This is a genomic window from Clostridium aciditolerans (genome assembly GCF_016316925.1).
GTDB classification, from domain to species: domain Bacteria; phylum Bacillota; class Clostridia; order Clostridiales; family Clostridiaceae; genus Clostridium_AM; species Clostridium_AM aciditolerans.
In genome coordinates this window covers 14,981-33,343 of the sequence record NZ_JAEEGB010000011.1, presented here as the reverse complement: position 1 = coordinate 33,343, position 18,363 = coordinate 14,981, and the positions used below count along the sequence as shown (strand labels likewise).

The 18,363-nt window shown below is 31.2% G+C and carries 15 protein-coding genes and 1 other annotated feature; of the genes, 13 read left to right on the top strand and 2 right to left on the bottom strand.

Annotated elements, in window-relative coordinates; genetic code table 11:
* Positions 1-200 precede the first annotated feature (200 nt).
* From rnmV to I6U51_RS10480, 7 genes are all read left to right on the top strand, one after another.
* Entirely contained in the window at positions 201-743 is a 543-nt protein-coding gene (gene rnmV, locus I6U51_RS10510) for a ribonuclease M5 (protein ID WP_211142608.1), read from the top strand.
* 1 nt (position 744) lies between these two features.
* Positions 745-1,581 (top strand): 16S rRNA (adenine(1518)-N(6)/adenine(1519)-N(6))-dimethyltransferase RsmA, encoded by an 837-nt coding sequence (gene rsmA / locus I6U51_RS10505; RefSeq protein WP_211142607.1) that lies wholly within the window; start codon positions 745-747, stop codon positions 1,579-1,581.
* Between the two features lie 88 nt (positions 1,582-1,669).
* Positions 1,670-2,992 carry a DUF7922 domain-containing protein gene (locus tag I6U51_RS10500; RefSeq protein ID WP_211142606.1) on the top strand — a complete coding sequence of 441 codons (1,323 nt, stop codon included), beginning with the start codon at positions 1,670-1,672 and terminating at the stop codon, positions 2,990-2,992.
* A 133-nt stretch (positions 2,993-3,125) separates the two neighbouring features.
* A complete protein-coding gene (locus I6U51_RS10495; RefSeq protein WP_211142605.1) occupies positions 3,126-3,713 on the top strand; it encodes a hypothetical protein in 588 nt (195 codons plus the stop codon).
* 175 nt (positions 3,714-3,888) lie between these two features.
* Positions 3,889-4,737 carry a YhfM domain-containing protein gene (locus tag I6U51_RS10490; protein WP_246517246.1) on the top strand — a complete coding sequence of 283 codons (849 nt, stop codon included), beginning with the start codon at positions 3,889-3,891 and terminating at the stop codon, positions 4,735-4,737.
* A gap of 151 nt (positions 4,738-4,888) precedes the next feature.
* Complete coding sequence (locus tag I6U51_RS10485) at positions 4,889-5,734, top strand: Mrp/NBP35 family ATP-binding protein (RefSeq protein ID WP_211142604.1); 846 nt, start codon at positions 4,889-4,891, stop codon at positions 5,732-5,734.
* Between the two features lie 102 nt (positions 5,735-5,836).
* The gene (locus I6U51_RS10480; protein WP_178907781.1) at positions 5,837-6,025 is read left to right on the top strand and encodes a ferredoxin; all 189 of its coding nucleotides are present in this window, start codon (positions 5,837-5,839) and stop codon (positions 6,023-6,025) included.
* A 116-nt stretch (positions 6,026-6,141) separates the two neighbouring features.
* Here the strand turns inward: I6U51_RS10480 and I6U51_RS10475 are convergent, their stop codons facing one another.
* A complete protein-coding gene (locus I6U51_RS10475; protein ID WP_211142603.1) occupies positions 6,142-6,318 on the bottom strand; it encodes a hypothetical protein in 177 nt (58 codons plus the stop codon).
* 225 nt (positions 6,319-6,543) lie between these two features.
* Between I6U51_RS10475 and nrdD the strand changes: the two genes are divergently transcribed.
* Both nrdD and nrdG read left to right on the top strand, forming a co-directional pair.
* The gene (gene nrdD, locus I6U51_RS10470; RefSeq protein WP_211142602.1) at positions 6,544-8,652 is read left to right on the top strand and encodes an anaerobic ribonucleoside-triphosphate reductase; all 2,109 of its coding nucleotides are present in this window, start codon (positions 6,544-6,546) and stop codon (positions 8,650-8,652) included.
* 89 nt (positions 8,653-8,741) lie between these two features.
* Positions 8,742-9,260 carry an anaerobic ribonucleoside-triphosphate reductase activating protein gene (gene nrdG, locus I6U51_RS10465; protein ID WP_211142601.1) on the top strand — a complete coding sequence of 173 codons (519 nt, stop codon included), beginning with the start codon at positions 8,742-8,744 and terminating at the stop codon, positions 9,258-9,260.
* Between the two features lie 32 nt (positions 9,261-9,292).
* On the opposite strand, the gene I6U51_RS10460 is transcribed toward nrdG, so the two are convergent.
* The gene (locus tag I6U51_RS10460; RefSeq protein ID WP_211142644.1) at positions 9,293-9,925 is read right to left on the bottom strand and encodes an MBL fold metallo-hydrolase; all 633 of its coding nucleotides are present in this window, start codon (positions 9,923-9,925) and stop codon (positions 9,293-9,295) included.
* Between the two features lie 164 nt (positions 9,926-10,089).
* Between I6U51_RS10460 and I6U51_RS10455 the strand changes: the two genes are divergently transcribed.
* From I6U51_RS10455 to I6U51_RS10440, 4 genes are all read left to right on the top strand, one after another.
* Entirely contained in the window at positions 10,090-11,379 is a 1,290-nt protein-coding gene (locus I6U51_RS10455) for a Na+/H+ antiporter NhaC family protein (protein ID WP_343069620.1), read from the top strand.
* 368 nt (positions 11,380-11,747) lie between these two features.
* Positions 11,748-13,505: an N-acetylmuramoyl-L-alanine amidase gene (locus I6U51_RS10450; protein WP_211142599.1), complete on the top strand. Its 1,758-nt coding sequence runs from the start codon at positions 11,748-11,750 to the stop codon at positions 13,503-13,505.
* Positions 13,506-13,602: 97 nt separating this feature from the next.
* Positions 13,603-13,832 (top strand) — a binding site (T-box leader).
* 95 nt (positions 13,833-13,927) lie between these two features.
* Positions 13,928-17,038: an isoleucine--tRNA ligase gene (gene ileS / locus I6U51_RS10445; RefSeq protein WP_211142598.1), complete on the top strand. Its 3,111-nt coding sequence runs from the start codon at positions 13,928-13,930 to the stop codon at positions 17,036-17,038.
* A 240-nt stretch (positions 17,039-17,278) separates the two neighbouring features.
* A complete protein-coding gene (locus I6U51_RS10440) occupies positions 17,279-18,277 on the top strand; it encodes a LacI family DNA-binding transcriptional regulator (protein WP_211142597.1) in 999 nt (332 codons plus the stop codon).
* The last annotated feature ends 86 nt before the right edge of the window (positions 18,278-18,363 follow it).

Here is an 18,363-nt window from a genome sequence, read left to right as displayed (position 1 = left end):
GAATAATTATATTATAAGTGTTTTATTTTTTTATGGAGGTTAAAGTCCTAAATGGACTTTAACGGGTAGTTTTGCTAGGTAAAAGTTCTAAATGAACTTTTACGGGTAACTTGTGAGCGGAAGCGAAAATCTTAAGTTACCCGGTACCCGAAGGGAAACAAGCAAAACTACCCAGTGTTCCGACTAAAAGGAGGAAAACTATGATTAAAGAAGTCATTGTAGTTGAAGGAAGAGATGATATTACTGCAGTTAAAAAAGCTGTAGATGCCGAAGTTATAGCTGTTGGCGGATTTGGAATAAACAAAAAAGTAATTGATAGAATAAAAGAAGCTCAAAAAAGACAGGGAGTAATAGTTCTCACTGATCCCGATTTTGCTGGTGAAAAAATAAGAAGAATAATATCTAAGAGAGTACAAGGAATTAAACATGCATATATCTCTCAAAAAGACGGTATAAAAGATGGAGACATTGGTGTAGAAAATGCAGAACCAGATACCATAATTAAAGCATTAGAGTGTGCTAAGTGTGAGAATAAGGAGAAAAGAGAAGAATTTAATGTTGAAGATATGATTTTCTTTGGTCTTACAGGAAACAATAATTCAAAGAGAAGAAGAGATATACTAGGAAAAGAATTGGGTATAGGATATTGTAATACAGCTCAATTTTTAATGCGTCTTAATAATTACGGAATTACTAGAGAAGAGTTTATAGAAGCTATAAATAAAATAGATAAGGAGAAATAGTATGGAGAACTTATCCACTAAAGATATAGTAAAAAAATATGAATTTAAATTTTCAAAAAGTCTAGGACAAAATTTTTTAATAGATAATTCTGTCCTAGAAGATATAGTATGCGGTGCTGAGGTTAATAAAGATGATTTTGTAATAGAAATTGGACCAGGAGTTGGTACTTTAACTAAAGAGTTATTAACAAAAGCTAAAAAGGTATGTGCAATAGAATTAGATTCAGACTTGATACCTATTTTAAATGAAGAGCTTAAAGAATTTGATAACTTTCAACTTATACATAAAGATGCACTAAAAGTAGATTTTAATGAAATTATAGGTGAAGAAAATAGCGTTAAGGTTGTAGCTAATTTACCTTATTATGTAACTACGCCTATAATTTCAAGACTTTTAAATGAACATTATAAATTTAAGTCATTAACTATAATGATACAAAAAGAAGTTGGAGAGCGAATTGCAGCAAAGCCTAATACAAAAGAATATGGAGCTCTTTCAATTCTCGTACAATACTATTGTGATATAGATATAGTTAGAAGAGTAAGTCCAGCTTCATTTATACCGAGGCCAAAAGTAGATTCTATAGTTTTAAGGTTAAATAGGCTAGATTCTCCTAGAGCGGAGGTTAAAGATAGGAATTTATTTTTTAAGGTTGTAAGACATTGTTTTAATATGAGAAGAAAAACTATGTGGAATGCTTTAAAAGGTTTAAAGTTACCTAGTGAGACAATGGAAAGAGCCTTTAATAACGCAAATATAGATCCAAAGAGAAGAGGAGAAACATTATCTATAGCTGAATTTGCTAAATTAGCAGATTCTATACATGATTTATTATAATCTTTTTTACAACTTTTGTACTATTTGTTCACTTTTTGCATGTTACCTCATATATTATAATGAATAAAATATATGGAGGTACACGGAGTTGGTACAAAAAAAGAGCTATAGTAGGTATTTCATAATATTACAGGAAGATGAAAAAGGATACTCTATATCATCTGATAAAGTAGTTTCAGGATATGCCAAGTTAGAAGTAAAAAACGAAAAGTGTAAAATATCTTATTATGTGCAAAACCTCAAAAAAGAACTAGCGCCTTATTATATGATGTTAATATGTAATAAAAAAGAAGTAAAAAAAATAATTAAAATTGGAGAAATGAACATAGATGATTACGGTAGAGCAGATATTTGTTACGAGTATCCTATGGATAATGTATCAGGTAGTGGTATATCCGTTGACAAGGTTTCAGGAGCAGCTATAGTTAAATTATTAGACAATAATATACTAGGTGTTATGAGTGGATTTGCAAGTACTGAAATACCGAATTGGAAATCATTTGCTGTTGTTGAAGATAAGGCTAGAGAGTCCAGAGAAGAGGTAGTGGAAGAACCGAAAAGTATATTCGATAAGTATGAGGAGAGTATAGAGGCAGTAAAATTAAGTGAGAATAAAGAAAGCATTATTGAAAACAATGAAGCTATAAGACAGGATGAAAGTGAAGAAGTTGAGAGCGTGGTATTAGAAGAGTGTGCTGAGCAGCCTAGAGAGAATAAAAATGATCAAGTTGAAGAGCATGCTCATGAAGAAGAAAAACAACAGGATGTTAAAGTTGAGGAGTTTACTCGTGAAGAAGAAAAACAACAAGATGTTGAAGCTGAGGAGCTTACTCGTGAAGAAGAAAGACAACAAGATATTAAAGAAGAGAACATAAAATTGGAAAATGAAGATGTACAAGTAGCAAATAGAGAAGAAAAAAATAGAGAAGATTCAAGTGAAGAGCTTTTAAGAGAAAGTAAAGATGAAGCCTACGATTATCCAAGAGGATCAACAGGAGACTTTTTTAGAAACTTAATTGATGGATTTGAAGAAATTACAGATATGGCTTCAGATATAAAAAGAGCTAAGTGGTATAGAGTTTCAGTAGATCAAGTGGAAGATATGTATGATGCATCAAATTATAATAGATATACTATATTATATTACCCTATGATAAGTTACTATCCTTATTTTAGAAAGCATGGACACTATGTAATAGGTTATAAGTGTGATAAGCAAGGAAAAGTAAAATATCTGGTTTATGGAATACCAGGAACAAGGGGTAAAGAGCATCAACCTTATGGTGGTAAGACTGGATTTGTTACTTGGGTACCTGCAAAATCAGCATATGGTGATCGTAGCGACTTTGGGTACTGGCTTATGTTTTATGATTTTAGAACCTCAACTATCGTTGTGCCAGTAAAAAAGTAGAACGTGATTTATTATTGTAGCACCAAAAATATCTAATATTTTTGGTGCTGTTTTCATATAATTAACTAAATCAAGTTGGTAAGAACATAGGAGGTGAAAATGAAACCTATATTTTATTTAAGGTGGTACGCATATGAAACTTATAATAATAAATAGAAAAAGATTAGGGGTTACAGTAATAATAATAGGTCTTATGTTTGTTTTATTGGGATTGGAAAAAAAATTTGATGCAGGACTTAAGTTTACTGCTCTTATACAAAACAATATAAGTTCTCTGCAAAAGTATGAAGCTTTAGATAAGAAATTGAGCTATAAACTTCCAGCGGAATGGACTACGGAGCAAAGAAACTTTTCAGGAGGAGAAATAATATATCATAATGATTTTATAGCAAAGGATTCTAAAATTTATGGTTTTGTAGAGGTTTGGAATCTAAATAAGGATTTAAGAACATTTTTAGAAGAAAGTAAAAAAATATCTAGTGAACAAAATTTGTATAAGGATTATAGTATGAATCCTATAATTATAAATAATAGAGATGGTTATTTAGTCTCTTATACTATAGTTACTCCCTCAAATGAAAGTGTTAAAGGATATGAATATTTTTTGAGAAATAAGGATAAATTTTTCAGGTTCTCCTTTTTTGTAAGGGAAAATAATTTTAAGGAGAATATGCCAACTATTTTTAAAACTATAGTTCAAACATTAAATTATAAAGAATAATAAGTAAGAATAAACTCTCTTGTGACATATATTACAAGAGAGTTTTTTTATATTAAATATGTTATAATGTATAAAGCAACTTCAAAAAATAACTAGCCAATATGCTAGTCTATTTTCTTTCAGGTGCCTAAAGTAAAACTTTAAGTAAGTATTGAAGTCTAGGAGGTAATATTAGTTGACAAAAAGAATTAATAAATCATTAAATATAAAAAGATTCTTCTTAATTATTTCTATTATAATTTGTGTATTCTCTACTGGTTGTTCAAGTTTAGATAATATAAAAATTAAATCTGGGCTTAAAAATAATGATTTTGAATATATAAAGCAGGGTAAAATACAGAAAATTGTAATACAAAGTACTAGAGATCAAGGGTTTAGATTTACAGTTACCGACCCAAATACAATAGGAGAGCTATATGACATATTATCAGCTGCAAAAACTGCGACACAAAAATCCTCTCTTGAACCAGATTATGTCTTTGAGATGGTAGAAGGAAACAACAAAGTACATAAGTTTAATTATGTAGCAGGACTTGACAAGTCAGATTCCGGAAATCTTTATAGTGATAATAAAATTTATGTTGTTTCTAAAAGAATTGACAATGATATAATAAAAAGTTTTTGGACAATAAGGAAGCCAAAAGACTTTAAAGAGGTATATTATGGCTCAATAATAGATACCTTAAGCGAATATTTAAAAGGTAAGGACAAAAATAAGAGTGTAGGAGTAAGTCTGAAAGATGATGTGGATGCAGCAAAGTTTATATTGTCTACAGACTTGGAAGATTTTAAAGGAGAATTGAAAGATAAGTTTAATAATACAAGTGTTGCAGATAAAGGTAAAGAAAACTATGATATTTGGGTAACAGTGAAAACTCAAGGATATAAATCAACCTTATATAAAGCGACAGTGGTCTTTTGGGATAAAGCTGAAAAAAGCGAAAAGAAGTACTATATTTATGATAAATATGAAAATGGCAGATGGAATGTAAAAATATCATCAGAAAAACCTTCTGAATTCTAAAGTACTATAGAATTTAATTCTATAGTATTTTTTTTATGCTTAAATGGTAAAAATAATAAAAGAAGTGGTATAATTGTATTGAAATTGAATAATGTGGAAGAATTAATGTTTGTACAACACTTTTAGCAAGATGTATAAAGGAGGAATTGAAATGGGAAATTGTAATAGCTGCCCAAGTAAAGGAAATTGCAATAGTGATAGTGGATGCTCAGGATTAGTACCTAAGTATGGGAAGATAAAACACATAATTGGTATTATAAGTGGAAAAGGTGGAGTTGGAAAATCCACAGTTACAGGGATATTAGCGGTTCAATTGAGAAAATTAGGATATACAGTAGGCGTATTAGATGGAGATATAACTGGTCCATCAATACCAAGATTTTTTGGAATAAATGATAAGAGATCAGATATTTCTCAAGTTGGCGATGGTGGTGAAGTAAAATTTGCTCCGGTAGAGACTTCTATGGGAATTAAAGTTATGTCTTTAAACCTGTTAACAGAGGAAGAAGAAGCTCCAGTTATATGGAGAGGTCCAGTAATTACCGGAGTTTTAAAACAAATGTACAGTGATACAGAGTGGGGTGAACTAGATTACCTTCTCATAGATATGCCTCCGGGAACTGGTGATATAGCCTTAACTATAATGCAAGAAGTTCCGTTAGAGGGAATGGTAATAGTTTCAACTCCACAAGAGATGGTATCTATGATAGTTAAAAAAGTGGTTATAATGGCGAAAAAAATGAATGTAAATATAGTAGGCGTAGTAGAGAATATGTCCTATGTTATATGTGGCAAGTGTGGCGAGAAAATTAGAGTCTTTAGTAAAAAAACAGCAGAAGAACAAGCTGAATATTTAGGATTACCGCTTCTTGCTGAAATGCCAATAAATCTTGATCTTGTAGAAAGTATGGAAAATGGAAATGTTGAGGATTATGTAAGCAAATCTGAAGAATATGAAGTTTTATTGGATAATTTTAAAAATAAAATAGGTATTTAATTTTACTTAAGCAATCTTTTTGTTTTAGCATAAATAGAAGTATTTTGGAAAAGAATATTAATTGTATAAGTTATAATTAAATAATGTACAGGAGGAATACAAATGAAAGCAGTAGTTGATAAAGATACTTGTATAGGCTGTGGACTATGTCCATCAATATGTCCTGAAGTTTATCAAATGGATGATGATGGAAAAGCAGTTGCAATATCTGAAGATGTTCCACAAGGAGTTGAAGATAGCGCACAAGAAGGAGCAGATAGTTGTCCAGTTAGTGCAATATCAGTAGAATAAAATAAAAAAACTAAGAAGGTGTCAGCGCTTTCTTAGTTTTTTATTTTAGGCATCTTTACAAAAATAGCTAATCAGTATTTTAACTTATTTTAAGCAATGATGTGTTGACAGAACCCTTAGAAGAAATCTACTAATTTATCATTTGTCATTCTTGTTGGCCTAGGTTCAATATTTATAGTATCTCCCACTTTAGAACCAGGAGGAAGATGAGAAACTCCAACATCCATAGTAGTGCCATCCTGGAAACTTATGAAAGCATCTGTAACGCTCATATCAAGTATCTTACCAATCATTTAGTATCACCTCTACCATAGTTTGACTATTTTATATACCAATTATTCATTAATATTAAATATCAAGTCATATACTATAATAAAAAATAAAAGAATATGAAGGTAAGTTAAAGTAAACAGTGATAATATACTCTTAACATTAATTTAAAAATTGATTAAAAAATTTTCTCATAGTATAATAGCAAAGTATTTAGCACAATATATGGTAGGTTGGAGGTATGTAGTATGCTACATGTTGTGAAGAGGGATGGTAGAAAAGTAGAGTTTGACTCTATTAAAATAACCAATGCTATTAAAGGCGCCACTGAAGAGATAGGATATGATCTAAAAGAAAGTGAGTTTATAGAACTAACTCAAAAAGTAATTAAAAAAATAGAAGAAATTAACGTAGAACAGCTTAATGTTGAACAAGTACAAAACATAGTTGAAAATACCCTTTTGGAAAATAACTATAGAGAAATAGGGGTTACATATTCAAATTATAGAAGAGAAAGAACTAAAATAAGAGAAATAAAATCAGATTTAATGAAAGCAATAGAAAAAATAGGTGTAGAAACAGATAGAGATAATGCTAATGTTGGAAACAACTTTAGTTCAAAACTACTAAGAATAGCGAGTGAGTCAAATAAGTGGCATAATTTATCTGCTATGCCTAAATATTTAGCTAAAGCTCATGAAAATGGAGATATATATTATCACGATTTAGATAGTTACAATTTAACTACAAATTGTTTACATATACCTACCAGAGAAATACTTGAAAGAGGATTTAATACAGGATATGGTACTATAAGAAGACCAAAGAGAATAGAGTCTGCTGCAGAACTTTCATGTATTTTATTGCAATCAACCCAAAATGATATGTTCGGAGGACAATCGCATCCGGATTTTGATAATGACATGGGAGTGTTTGTTAACCCAACTAGGAAAGAAATAATAAAAGAATTAACAGAACTAGGTATTGAAGATGAAAAGATAAGGGAAGCTACAGAGAAGAAGCTCAGAAGATGTATAGAACAGTCTATGCAGGGGATTGTATATAACTTAAATACAATGCACAGCCGTGCTGGAAGCCAGGTACCATTTTCATCTATAAATCTTGGAATACCAGATTCAAAAGATGCGGCACTAATATGTGAAATATTTTTACTTGAGTATGAAAAAGGATTAGGTAATGAAGAACAACCTATATTCCCAAATATAATATTTAGAGTTAAAAAGGGAGTTAACAAAGAGGTTGGAGATCCATACTATTATTTATTTGAGTTAGCTTGTAGAGTAGCAGCTAAGAGAATGAATCCAACATTTATGAATTTAGATGCTGATTTTAATAAGGTTTATTATGACAAAGGTGTAGTACCTGCTACAATGGGATGTAGAACTTATATATGTTCTAACGTAAATGGTGAGCCTGGAACAAAAGGAAGAGGAAATATAGCTCCAACTACTATAAATTTACCTAGAATTGGTATTTTAGCGAAGAAAGATATAAATAAATTTTTTAAGCTTTTAGATAGCAAGTTGGAATTAGCTAAAGAATCATTAATGCATAGATATGATGTATTAAAAAGATTAAGAGTAAAAGATTTGCCATTTGTAGCTGGACAAGGCCTTATGAAAGGGTCAGAGAATTTAAAAGCTGATGACTCAATAGAGTCAATTTTACTACAAGGAACTTGGGTTATAGGATTCATAGGATTAGCAGAAACTTTGATAGCATTAACAGGAAAGCACCATGGTGAAGATGAACAATCTAGAGAGCTTGGGCTTAAGATAGTCTCTCATATGAGACAGTATACAGATAGATTAGTTGAAGAGACTCACTTAAACTGGAGTTGTTATGCAACGCCAGCAGAAGGATTGAGCGGCAGATTTATTGTTCAAGATAAAAAAGTATTTGGTGAATTACCAGGAGTAACTGATAAGGATTATTATACAAATTCATATCACGTACCTGTAGGGCATGCTATATCAATAAAAGATAAAATAGATATAGAAGCACCATACCATAAGTTGTGTAATGGTGGGCATATAAGCTATATAGAGTTAGATGACTACCCATCAGCAGAAACGATTATGGATATACTGAACTATGCATATAACAATACAAATATTAATTATATAGGTATTAACTTTCACATAAGATATTGTAGAGAGTGCGGAACATATCTTCATGGAGAAGAAAAGTGTCCTAACTGTGAAAGTAATAATATACAAGGGATATCAAGAGTAACAGGATATCTTTCACTAGATGAACGATTTGGTTCAGGAAAAGTAGCGGAAAGATCAGATAGAATATCTCAGGGAACTAGTAAACACGTATATACAATTTAAAACTTGACATAAGTTATATATTTTAAAAGGCAGAGTAAATTCTCTGTCTTTTAAAACTTAATAGAAATTATGTATAGGAGATGTTGTCTATGGGAACTAATCTAGTAAGGTTAGCTGGAATAGCATATGAAAGTTTAGTTAATGGACCAGGATTAAGAAGAGTGTTCTTTGCCCAAGGGTGTAAGCATAATTGCAAAGGCTGCTTTAATCCAAGTACTCATGATCTTGATGGGGGAGAACTTAAAAATATAGATGAACTTGTGGATGATATTAAAAGCAACACCATGATAAAGGGAGTTACTTTTTCAGGAGGAGATCCTTTTGAGCAGGCAGAAGAATTTAGTATAATTGCCAAAAGGGTAAAAGATCTAGGACTTAATGTGTGGTGTTACACAGGATATACTTTTGAATATATTTTAGAATCTATGAACAGTGACAATAAGTGGAGTGAGCTTCTAAATAGTGTAGATGTTCTAGTTGATGGAAAGTTTGATGAGGACAAAAAAGATTCTAAGCTAAAATTTAGAGGTTCAAGTAATCAGCGAATCATTGATGTAAAGAGAAGCATTAATTTAAAGAAAGCTGTGATTTTGAATATCATAAGTTAGAGAGCAGCCAGTTTAAACTAGCTGCTTTAATACTATTTATAATTAAGTATTTTAACTTGTTTTTCTCCTTCTAAAGGCCCATCTATAGATAGCTTATTGCTGCCTACTTTTTCACCATTTTTCATATAGGTTAAAAAGTTTTCCAAACCATCCAATTGAAAAGAAAGCATAGGGGTATTGTAATGCATAGGAATAATTAGGGAGCTATTTATACTATGAGCTAGTTTTGATGCTTCTTTTCCATCAATAGTGTAATTTCCACCTATAGGTATGAGTAATATATCTACCTTGCCCAGACTTTTTATTTCCTCTGCAGATAGTATATATCCGAGATCTCCTAAGTGGCAAATTCTGTAACCATCCATTTCTACGATAAAAATCATATTCTCTCCGCGCTTAGCACCCTGCATTTTGTCATGGTAAGACGGAATTCCTGCTACAGGTATATCGCAGAGATAGAAAAAACCTGATTTGTCTGCAATATGACTAAATTTTACTTTTTCAGTGTAACTATGATCAAAATGATAATGGCTTATTGTAACTATATCTACTTCGCCCTCAAAAACAGGATATCCCACACTTTCATCAAAGGGATCCATCAAAACTTTTCGTCCCTTTGAATCCTCTAGCAAAAAAGATGAATGTCCAAGCCAAGTTATTTCCATAAAAGCACCTCTTTCATTATTATTCATTTAATATTATATCCTTATTAGAATATATTAAAATATACAACTGTTGTTATTTAACTATAGAAGATTTTTTGTTATTATTTTTTTATAAGGCGGTGAGTATGATGGATATTTTAGTTTCTTTTATAATTTGTTTTTTTATGTTAATTACAAGTGTATATAGAGGGATATTTGTAGGTTATCCTCTTGCGGTAGGATTAATAATATTTATATTTTGTGCTCTAAAAAGGGGATATAAACTAAAGGAAACCCTTAGAATGGCTTATAATGGCGGTAAAAAATCAGTTACGATATTACAAATTTTTGTTTTGATAGGAGCGATTACTGCTATTTGGATGGCGTCAGGAACTGTATCGGCTATTGTATTCTATGGAGTAGAATTTTTAAATCCTCATCTATTTATTCTATCGGCATTTTTAATAAGTTGTATTGTATCCTTTCTTATAGGAACTTCCTTTGGAACAGTAGGAACAGTTGGAATAGCGCTTATGGTTGTAGCAAGAGGCGGCGGAGAAAATATCGGAGCTGCTGCTGGTGCAATAATTGCTGGGGCTTACTTTGGTGATAGATGTTCGCCTATGTCTTCAAGTGCTAATTTAGTAGCATTTTTAACGGATACAGATATATATGACAATATAAAAAATATGATTAAGACTAGCATAGTACCTTTTATTTTATCCATAATCTTATATACTATAGTATCTATGAAATTTCCTGTAAGTACAGGAGGAAGTGGAATAAACAATGAGATAATTAAGGTATTTAATATTAATATCTTTGTTCTTTTACCTGCGTTTATAATTTTTATTTTATCTTTACTTAAGATAAATGTTAAGACTTCAATGTTTTTTAGCATAATATGTGCAGTATTTTTAAGTATATTCGTTCAGCATAATAGTTTTGTTGAAAATATGAAGTATATCATTTGGGGATATAGTATAAAGCAAAATAGTAGCTTAAGTCACATAATTAAAGGTGGCGGAATTATTTCTATGCTTAAAACATCCCTAGTTATTTTTATTTCCTCTGCATTTTCAGGAATATTTGAAGGAACGGGTATGCTGAGTAAAATTGAGAACTATACTAAAAAGTCCAAGTCTAGATTTGATCTATTTAAGAATACAGTTATAACTAGTATATTTACATCTATTTTTGGGTGTAGCCAAGCATTGTCAGTTATTTTAACTCATATGCTTAATAGCAAAGCTTATGAGAATAAAAAGTCAGGAAAAAGTTATATGGCTGTAGATTTAGAGAACTCAGCTATAGTAGTATCAGCGATTATTCCATGGAATATAGCTCTACTATTGCCTATGGTGAACTTAAATGCTGATAACAGTTGTATTCCATATTTATTTTACTTATATCTAGTACCTGTCACCAACCTAGCAATCATAAAAATTAAAAATAAAGTCCTTGAGCAAGCTTAGTTTTTATAAACAGAATTCTTGGCTTCAGGTGGAGTTTTGACTCCATCTGAAGCTTAGAAGTCGTTATCCAGGGACATAGCCGCTTTTTACTCCCACTTTGAGAAGGTGGGAGTATTAGAGCGGGTAAGTCATCGGATAAAGTTTTATCTAAATATCCATATGTCTTATATGGTGAAAAATTGAAATGAAATTTAATTTAATATGAAAGTATATTTGATTTTTTGTATAAAATTTGGTTAATTTATATTATAATAGTATTTAGTGAATATTATATAAGAATATTCAAATATACAGTAAATGATGATGATTTTTAGTAAATGTGGGGTGGTCACTTGAAAAGTAAAAGGAGATATGCTGTTTTCATCTCAATGTTATTACTTATATTTAGTTTTTTCATAAAAGCAAATGTTGTACATGCTGACGGTGTTTATAACGACAAAGGAACTAAAACAAATATAGAACTAGATAAGTCATGGACAATAAGGTTTAATCAAAAACTAGATAAAAATACAATTGATAGCTCTCTTATAATGGTAACGGATGAAAGTGGACAGCAGATACCAGTTGATCTGAAATTGGGAAGTGATGAGAGTTCTATTATAGTATCACCTAAGGGTCAGTATACCTATGGTAAAAACTATGATTTAGTTATTAAGGATGGTATAAAGGGTATAAATAAAAGTAATTTAGCAAAACCAGCTAAAATGAAATTTTCCACTAAGAGCAGTACGGTAAACAATGATCAAAAGCTTACTGTTTGCATTGATGCAGGACATGGTGGAAACGATTCAGGAAATGTAAGTGTGTCAGGAATAAAAGAAAAGGATGTAGATCTATCTGTAGCTTTAAAAGTAGGGAAGATTCTTCAGGATAATGGTGTAAATGTAATATATACAAGACAAAGTGACAGCATTACATGGAGCAAAGATAATGATTTAAAACCTCGCTTTGATATAGCTAACAATGGTAAAGCAGATTTCTTTGTAAGTATACATTGTAATTCAGTTCCTAATAACTCATCAGCAAATGGAGTAGAAACATATTATAATGATTCTGATGCTATAGGACAAAAGTTAGCTCAAGCTATTCAAGATGGATTGGTAAAGGATACTGGACTTACTAATAGAGGAATAAAAGTTGGACTTGCACAACATGAAATATTAAGAGGAGCTTCAGGGAATGCAGTAATGGTGCAGTTAGGATTTATGAGTAATCAGCAAGAAGGAGACCTGCTTGGAACTTCAGATTTTCAAAATAAAAGTGCATCAGCTATAGCTAATGGAATAATTAAATCTCTTTCTTTAAAGAATCAAAGCAACCTGAAAATAAGCTCAATAGCAGATACTCCTGTTAGTGTAGCTGTTGGGAGTAATTATACGCTTCCGTTGGCTGTAACTGCGACTATGAGCGATGGAAGTACTAAAAAGGTTAATGTAATATGGGATTCAAAAGATGTAGATACATCCAAAGAAGGTACATTTACATATAAAGGTACTGTAGCTGGATATAGTGGGAGCGTAAGTCTTATATTGACTGTTTTCTCAAAACCAGATACATCAGATAATAACGTAGTGTGTATTGATCCGGGGCATGGAATAGGTAAAGATACAGGTGCAACAGGTATAAGTGGATTACAAGAAGATGATGTTACATTATCTGTAGGCTTAAAAGTAGGAAAGATACTTGAAGATAGAGGTGTAAAGGTAGTATATACAAGAACAGAAGATCAAAGATCAGTACCTATGAGTGTTACAGAAAGTCTTCAAAAACGTTGTGATATATCTAATAATGCAAATGCAAAGTATTTCGTATCTATACACTGTAATTCCTTTGAGGTTGATAGTGCAAATGGTACAGAAACTCTAAGAAATGAATCAAATTCAGAATCTGAAAGGTTAGCAACAGCCATACAAAAGAACATAATTAGTGGAGTAGGTACGTATAATAGAGGTCTTAAAGACGGAAACTGGCTTTATGTTGTAAAGAATACAAATTCGCCAGCAGTGCTTACAGAGCTAGGATTTTTAACAAATCCTAATGATGCTGAAAAATTAGCAAGTGATTCTTACAGACAAAAGTATGCTGAGGCTATAGCTAATGGAATTTTAGAATGTTTAGGAAAATAGGCAAAATTCATATCAAATTTTTATATAAATAAATTGACAATGAAAAAACCTTATACTATAATAAAAACAAATTAAAAACATAATGTAAATTATAAGATTAAAAATGTTGAGCAGGAAAAGTATTTAAATCTGTGTTACTTACAGAGAGTGGAGAATGGTGAAAATCCACAGGAAAGATTTAAAGAAAATCACCTGGGAGTTAAGTAGCTGAATAAGATTAAATCTTTAGTAAGTTTCTTCGTAATTCTGCGTTAGAGAATAGAGTATGTCTGTGCTTGAATTATTGTTACCCATAGGTGGTATAGCGAATTTAACTTCGTCCTATTTTGGATGAAGTTTTTTTATTTATAAAATGGTTACTTTTAGTATAAAACTAGAAAAATAGTTAAAAATTACAATATGAATAGAAAGGGGCTTAGATTATGTACAAAAAAATTGATAACTCCAGAAGTTTCGTGCAAATGGAGAAAGATGTAATGAAACTATGGGAAGAAAGAGACGTAATAAAGAAAAGCTTTGATTCAAATAAGGATGGAGAATATTTTACTTTCTATGATGGACCACCTACAGCAAACGGAAAACCACATGTAGGACATATTCTTACAAGGGTTATGAAAGATATAATTCCAAGATATAAAGTTATGAGAGGGTATAAAGTTTTAAGAAAAGCTGGATGGGATACACATGGATTACCGGTTGAATTAGAAATAGAAAAGAAACTTGGGATTTCAGGAAAACCTCAAATAGAGGAATATGGCGTGGAAAAATTCGTTAAAGAATGTAAAGAAAGCGTATTTACTTATGTAAGCAAATGGGAAGAGATGACAAAACAAATAGGTTTTTGGGTTGACATGGAAAATCCATATGTAACATATCATGATAACTATATTGAGTCAGTATGGTGGGCTTTAAAACAAATGTGGAATAAAGACTTACTTTATAAAGGACATAAGGTAATTCCTTACTGTTCCAGATGTGGAACAGCTTTATCATCACACGAAGTTGCTCAAGGATATAAAGATGTTAAAGAAGCTACAGCATTTGTTAAATTTAAGGTTAAAGGTGAAGAAAATAAATATATACTAGCGTGGACAACAACGCCTTGGACATTGCCTTCAAACATGGCTTTAACTATAAATAAGGCTTATACCTATGTTGAAGTTTTAAATAACGGAGAAACTTACATTGTTGCAAAGGATTTAGCTTCAAAGGTTATAGAAGGAGATTACGAAATTGTAAAAGAATTTAAAGGTGAAGAATTACTAGGAACGGAATACGAGCAATTATTCAAGTTCGAAACGCCACAAGAAAAAGCTTTCTTTGTAATTCATGGTGATTTTGTAACTTTATCAGATGGTACAGGAATAGTTCACACTGCACCAGCTTATGGTGAAGATGACAACCTAGTATGTAAAAAACATAATATACCATTAATAAATCTTGTTGATGCAGAAGGTAAATTTGTAGAGTCAGTAGAGCCTTGGGCTGGAATGTTTGTTAAAAAAGCAGATCCTAAGATTCTAGAATATATGAAAGAAAACAATATGCTTTATAAATCAGAGAAATTTACTCACTCATATCCACATTGTTGGAGATGTAATACTCCACTTCTGTACTATCCAAAGGATAGCTGGTTTGTAAGAATGACATCATTAAGAGATAAGCTTCTTGAAAATAATAATAAAATTAATTGGTATCCAGATAACATAAGGACAGGAAGATTTGGTAAGTTCTTGGAAAATGTTATCGATTGGGGTATTTCAAGAGATAGATACTGGGGGACACCACTTCCAATTTGGGAATGTGAATGTGGTCACAGAGAATGTATAGGAAGTAAAGAAGAGTTAAAAGAAAAATCTGTTGGTAATGTTGAAGATGTAGAACTTCATAAGCCATTTATAGATAATGTTAAGCTAAAATGTCCACATTGCGGAAAAGAAATGACTAGAACTGCAGAAGTTATAGATTGCTGGTTTGACTCAGGTTCAATGCCTTTTGCACAACATCACTATCCATTTGAAAATAAAGAAGTATTTGAAAAGAACTTCCCAGGTCAATTTATATCAGAAGCGGTTGACCAAACAAGAGGTTGGTTCTATACATTACTTGCTGTATCAACAGCTATATTTGATACAAATCCATTTGAAAACTGTATTGTATTAGGACACGTTTTAGATAAGCATGGATTAAAGATGTCAAAGTCAAAAGGAAATGTTGTTGACCCATTTGAAGTTTTAGAAGCTCAAGGAGCAGATGCTACAAGATGGCATTTCTATACTGCAAGTGCACCTTGGTTACCAACAAGATTCTCAGTTGATGATGTTGGAGAAACTCAAAGAAAGTTCCTAGGAACACTATGGAATGTATACTCATTCTATGTTTTATATGCAAAGTTAGATAACTTTAATCCATTAGATTACAATGATTTTGTAAGTGGAAATGTAATGGATAAATGGATTATGTCAAGACTGAATTCTTTAATTAAAGAAACAGAAAACTATCTAGATGGATATAAAATAACAGAAGCTGCTAAGAATATAGCAGAGTTTGTAGATGAATTATCTAACTGGTATGTAAGAAGAAATAGAGCTAGATTCTGGAGTGAGGAATTAACAGATGATAAGGTAGGTGCATATGTAACTCTATATAGAGTGTTAAATACCCTAAGTTTAATAGCAGCTCCATTTGTACCATTTATGACAGAAGAAATTTATCAAAACCTAGTTGTAGGTCTTGATTCATCAGCTCCAGAAAGTCTTCATTTATGCAACTGGCCACAATACAATGAAGCTTTAGTTGATAAAGATTTAGAAGAAGACATGGAAGATGCTTATAGAATAGTTAAACTAGGAAGAAGTGCAAGAAACTCAGCTAACATAAAGAACAGACAGCCACTTTCGGAAATGCTTGTAAGTACTAAGTCACTTCCAGAATACTATGGAGATATAATAAAGGAAGAGCTTAATATAAAAGATGTTAAGTTTGGAGCGGATCTTTCAAAGTATGTTAATTTTGACATAAAACCAAATTTACCTGTGCTTGGTAAAACATATGGTAAGCTAATACCAGCTATAAGAAAAGAAATTTCATCAATGAATCAAATGGATTTAGCTCAAAGAATACTAGCTGGAGAAATTGTTTATATAACAATAGATGAAGAGGACATTGAGTTAACAAGTGAAAGCTTACTAGTAACAATGCAAGGATTAGAAGGATTTGCATTTGCTGGTGAAGGTGAAGTTGGTGTAGTATTAGATACTCATATTACAGAAGAATTAAAAGAAGAAGGAAATCTTAGAGAAATATTAAGCAAAGTACAAAATATGAGAAAAGAAAGTGGATTTGAAGTTGCTGATAAGATAAAACTATATGTTTCAGGAAATAAATCTCTTGAAGAAGTAGTTAAAAAGCATGAGGAAGAAATTAAAAGGGATACTCTTGCAGCGGAAGTTATTTATAATGCAGATGTAGAGTATAATCAATGCAAGATAAACGGAGAAGACTTTAATATATCAGTAGAAGTAGTTAAGTAATAATTCAAAAAAATGTGTATAAGATAATAGTATCTTATACACATTTTTATTAGAGAACAGAGGACAATTGACATAGGACAGTGAAGGTGAGTTTTCTTTCTTACATCAGAAAACTATCATATTTTTAAGCTAGTTTCACTAAGTCGAAACATCGATTTGCAGAATTAACACAAACTAACTTGTAATAAAAACGTTTTATAAGTATAATATTTAAAAGAAAATATATCGGGAGTTGATAAAATGGCAGCATCAATTAAGGATGTAGCAAAAGAAGCAGGTGTATCAATCGCTACAGTCTCAAGAGTACTAAATGATGTAGATGTAGTAAATGAAGAAACTAAAAAAAAGGTTTTAGAAGCTATAAATAAGTTAGGGTATAGACCAAATATAGTAGCTAGGAGTCTAAAGACCCAGAGAACAAGAACAATAGGTATAATAATACCAGATATATCAAGTCAGTTTTACCCTGAAATAGTGAGAGGGGCAGAAGATGTAGCTAATATATATAACTATAATATAATGCTATGTAATACAGATTTAGATCCAGAAAAAGAAATAGAGTATCTAAGAGTTTTAAAAGAAAAGATGGTAGATGGAGTTCTATATATGAGTACTTCCCTTGAACCGAATATTTTAGAACTTATAAATCAACTAGAACTTCCAATGGTTTTAGTTGAAACTACAAGTAGAGAAGGGGATATTCCAAGTGTAACTATAGATAATGAAAAGGCTGCTTTTGATGGCGTAGATTATCTAATTAGAAAGGGCAACAAAAGGATAGCTTATATAGGAACTCATGAAGATGCAGAGCATGCTAGTGCCTTAAGGTACATAGGATACAAGAAAGCTTTAGAGCAAAATAATATTGAATTAAATGAGAAAATTGTATATTTTGGAGGATTAAAGGCACAAGATGGATATGAAGGTATGAATAACATCCTTCAAAGCGAAAGCTTAGATGCTGTATTTTGTGCTAGTGATGAAATCGCAATGGGAGCAATAAATGCATTGAGAGATAAGGATGTAAAAGTTCCTGAAGAAGTAGATGTTATAGGTTTTGATGATATTTACTCAGCTTCTGTTTTCTATCCAAAACTTACAACTATAGCTCAACCTATGTATGATATGGGTTCAGTAGGTATGAGAATGCTTATAAAAATCATAAATAAGCAGGAGATAGAACTTAAAAATTATGTTTTAAATCATGAATTAGTAGAAAGAAACTCATGTAAAAAATAACAAAATATTTTATTTGAGAAGTATGTTTTAACCGTAAGGTTATTTGTAAAAATAATCTTACGGTTAATAATTGAGTAAATCTATAA

What these genes read in the sequence shown, in the direction of transcription:
- rnmV (WP_211142608.1), top strand. Translation starts at nt 201, where the DNA reads ATGATTAAAGAAGTCATTGTAGTTGAAGGAAGAGATGATATTACTGCA.
- rsmA (WP_211142607.1), top strand. Translation starts at nt 745, where the DNA reads ATGGAGAACTTATCCACTAAAGATATAGTAAAAAAATATGAATTTAAA.
- I6U51_RS10495 (WP_211142605.1), top strand. Translation starts at nt 3,126, where the DNA reads ATGAAACTTATAATAATAAATAGAAAAAGATTAGGGGTTACAGTAATA.
- I6U51_RS10485 (WP_211142604.1), top strand. Translation starts at nt 4,889, where the DNA reads ATGGGAAATTGTAATAGCTGCCCAAGTAAAGGAAATTGCAATAGTGAT.
- I6U51_RS10480 (WP_178907781.1), top strand. Translation starts at nt 5,837, where the DNA reads ATGAAAGCAGTAGTTGATAAAGATACTTGTATAGGCTGTGGACTATGT.
- I6U51_RS10475 (WP_211142603.1), bottom strand. Translation starts at nt 6,318, where the DNA reads ATGATTGGTAAGATACTTGATATGAGCGTTACAGATGCTTTCATAAGT.
- nrdD (WP_211142602.1), top strand. Translation starts at nt 6,544, where the DNA reads ATGCTACATGTTGTGAAGAGGGATGGTAGAAAAGTAGAGTTTGACTCT.
- nrdG (WP_211142601.1), top strand. Translation starts at nt 8,742, where the DNA reads ATGGGAACTAATCTAGTAAGGTTAGCTGGAATAGCATATGAAAGTTTA.
- I6U51_RS10460 (WP_211142644.1), bottom strand. Translation starts at nt 9,925, where the DNA reads ATGGAAATAACTTGGCTTGGACATTCATCTTTTTTGCTAGAGGATTCA.
- I6U51_RS10455 (WP_343069620.1), top strand. Translation starts at nt 10,090, where the DNA reads ATGTTAATTACAAGTGTATATAGAGGGATATTTGTAGGTTATCCTCTT.
- I6U51_RS10450 (WP_211142599.1), top strand. Translation starts at nt 11,748, where the DNA reads ATGTTATTACTTATATTTAGTTTTTTCATAAAAGCAAATGTTGTACAT.
- ileS (WP_211142598.1), top strand. Translation starts at nt 13,928, where the DNA reads ATGTACAAAAAAATTGATAACTCCAGAAGTTTCGTGCAAATGGAGAAA.
- I6U51_RS10440 (WP_211142597.1), top strand. Translation starts at nt 17,279, where the DNA reads ATGGCAGCATCAATTAAGGATGTAGCAAAAGAAGCAGGTGTATCAATC.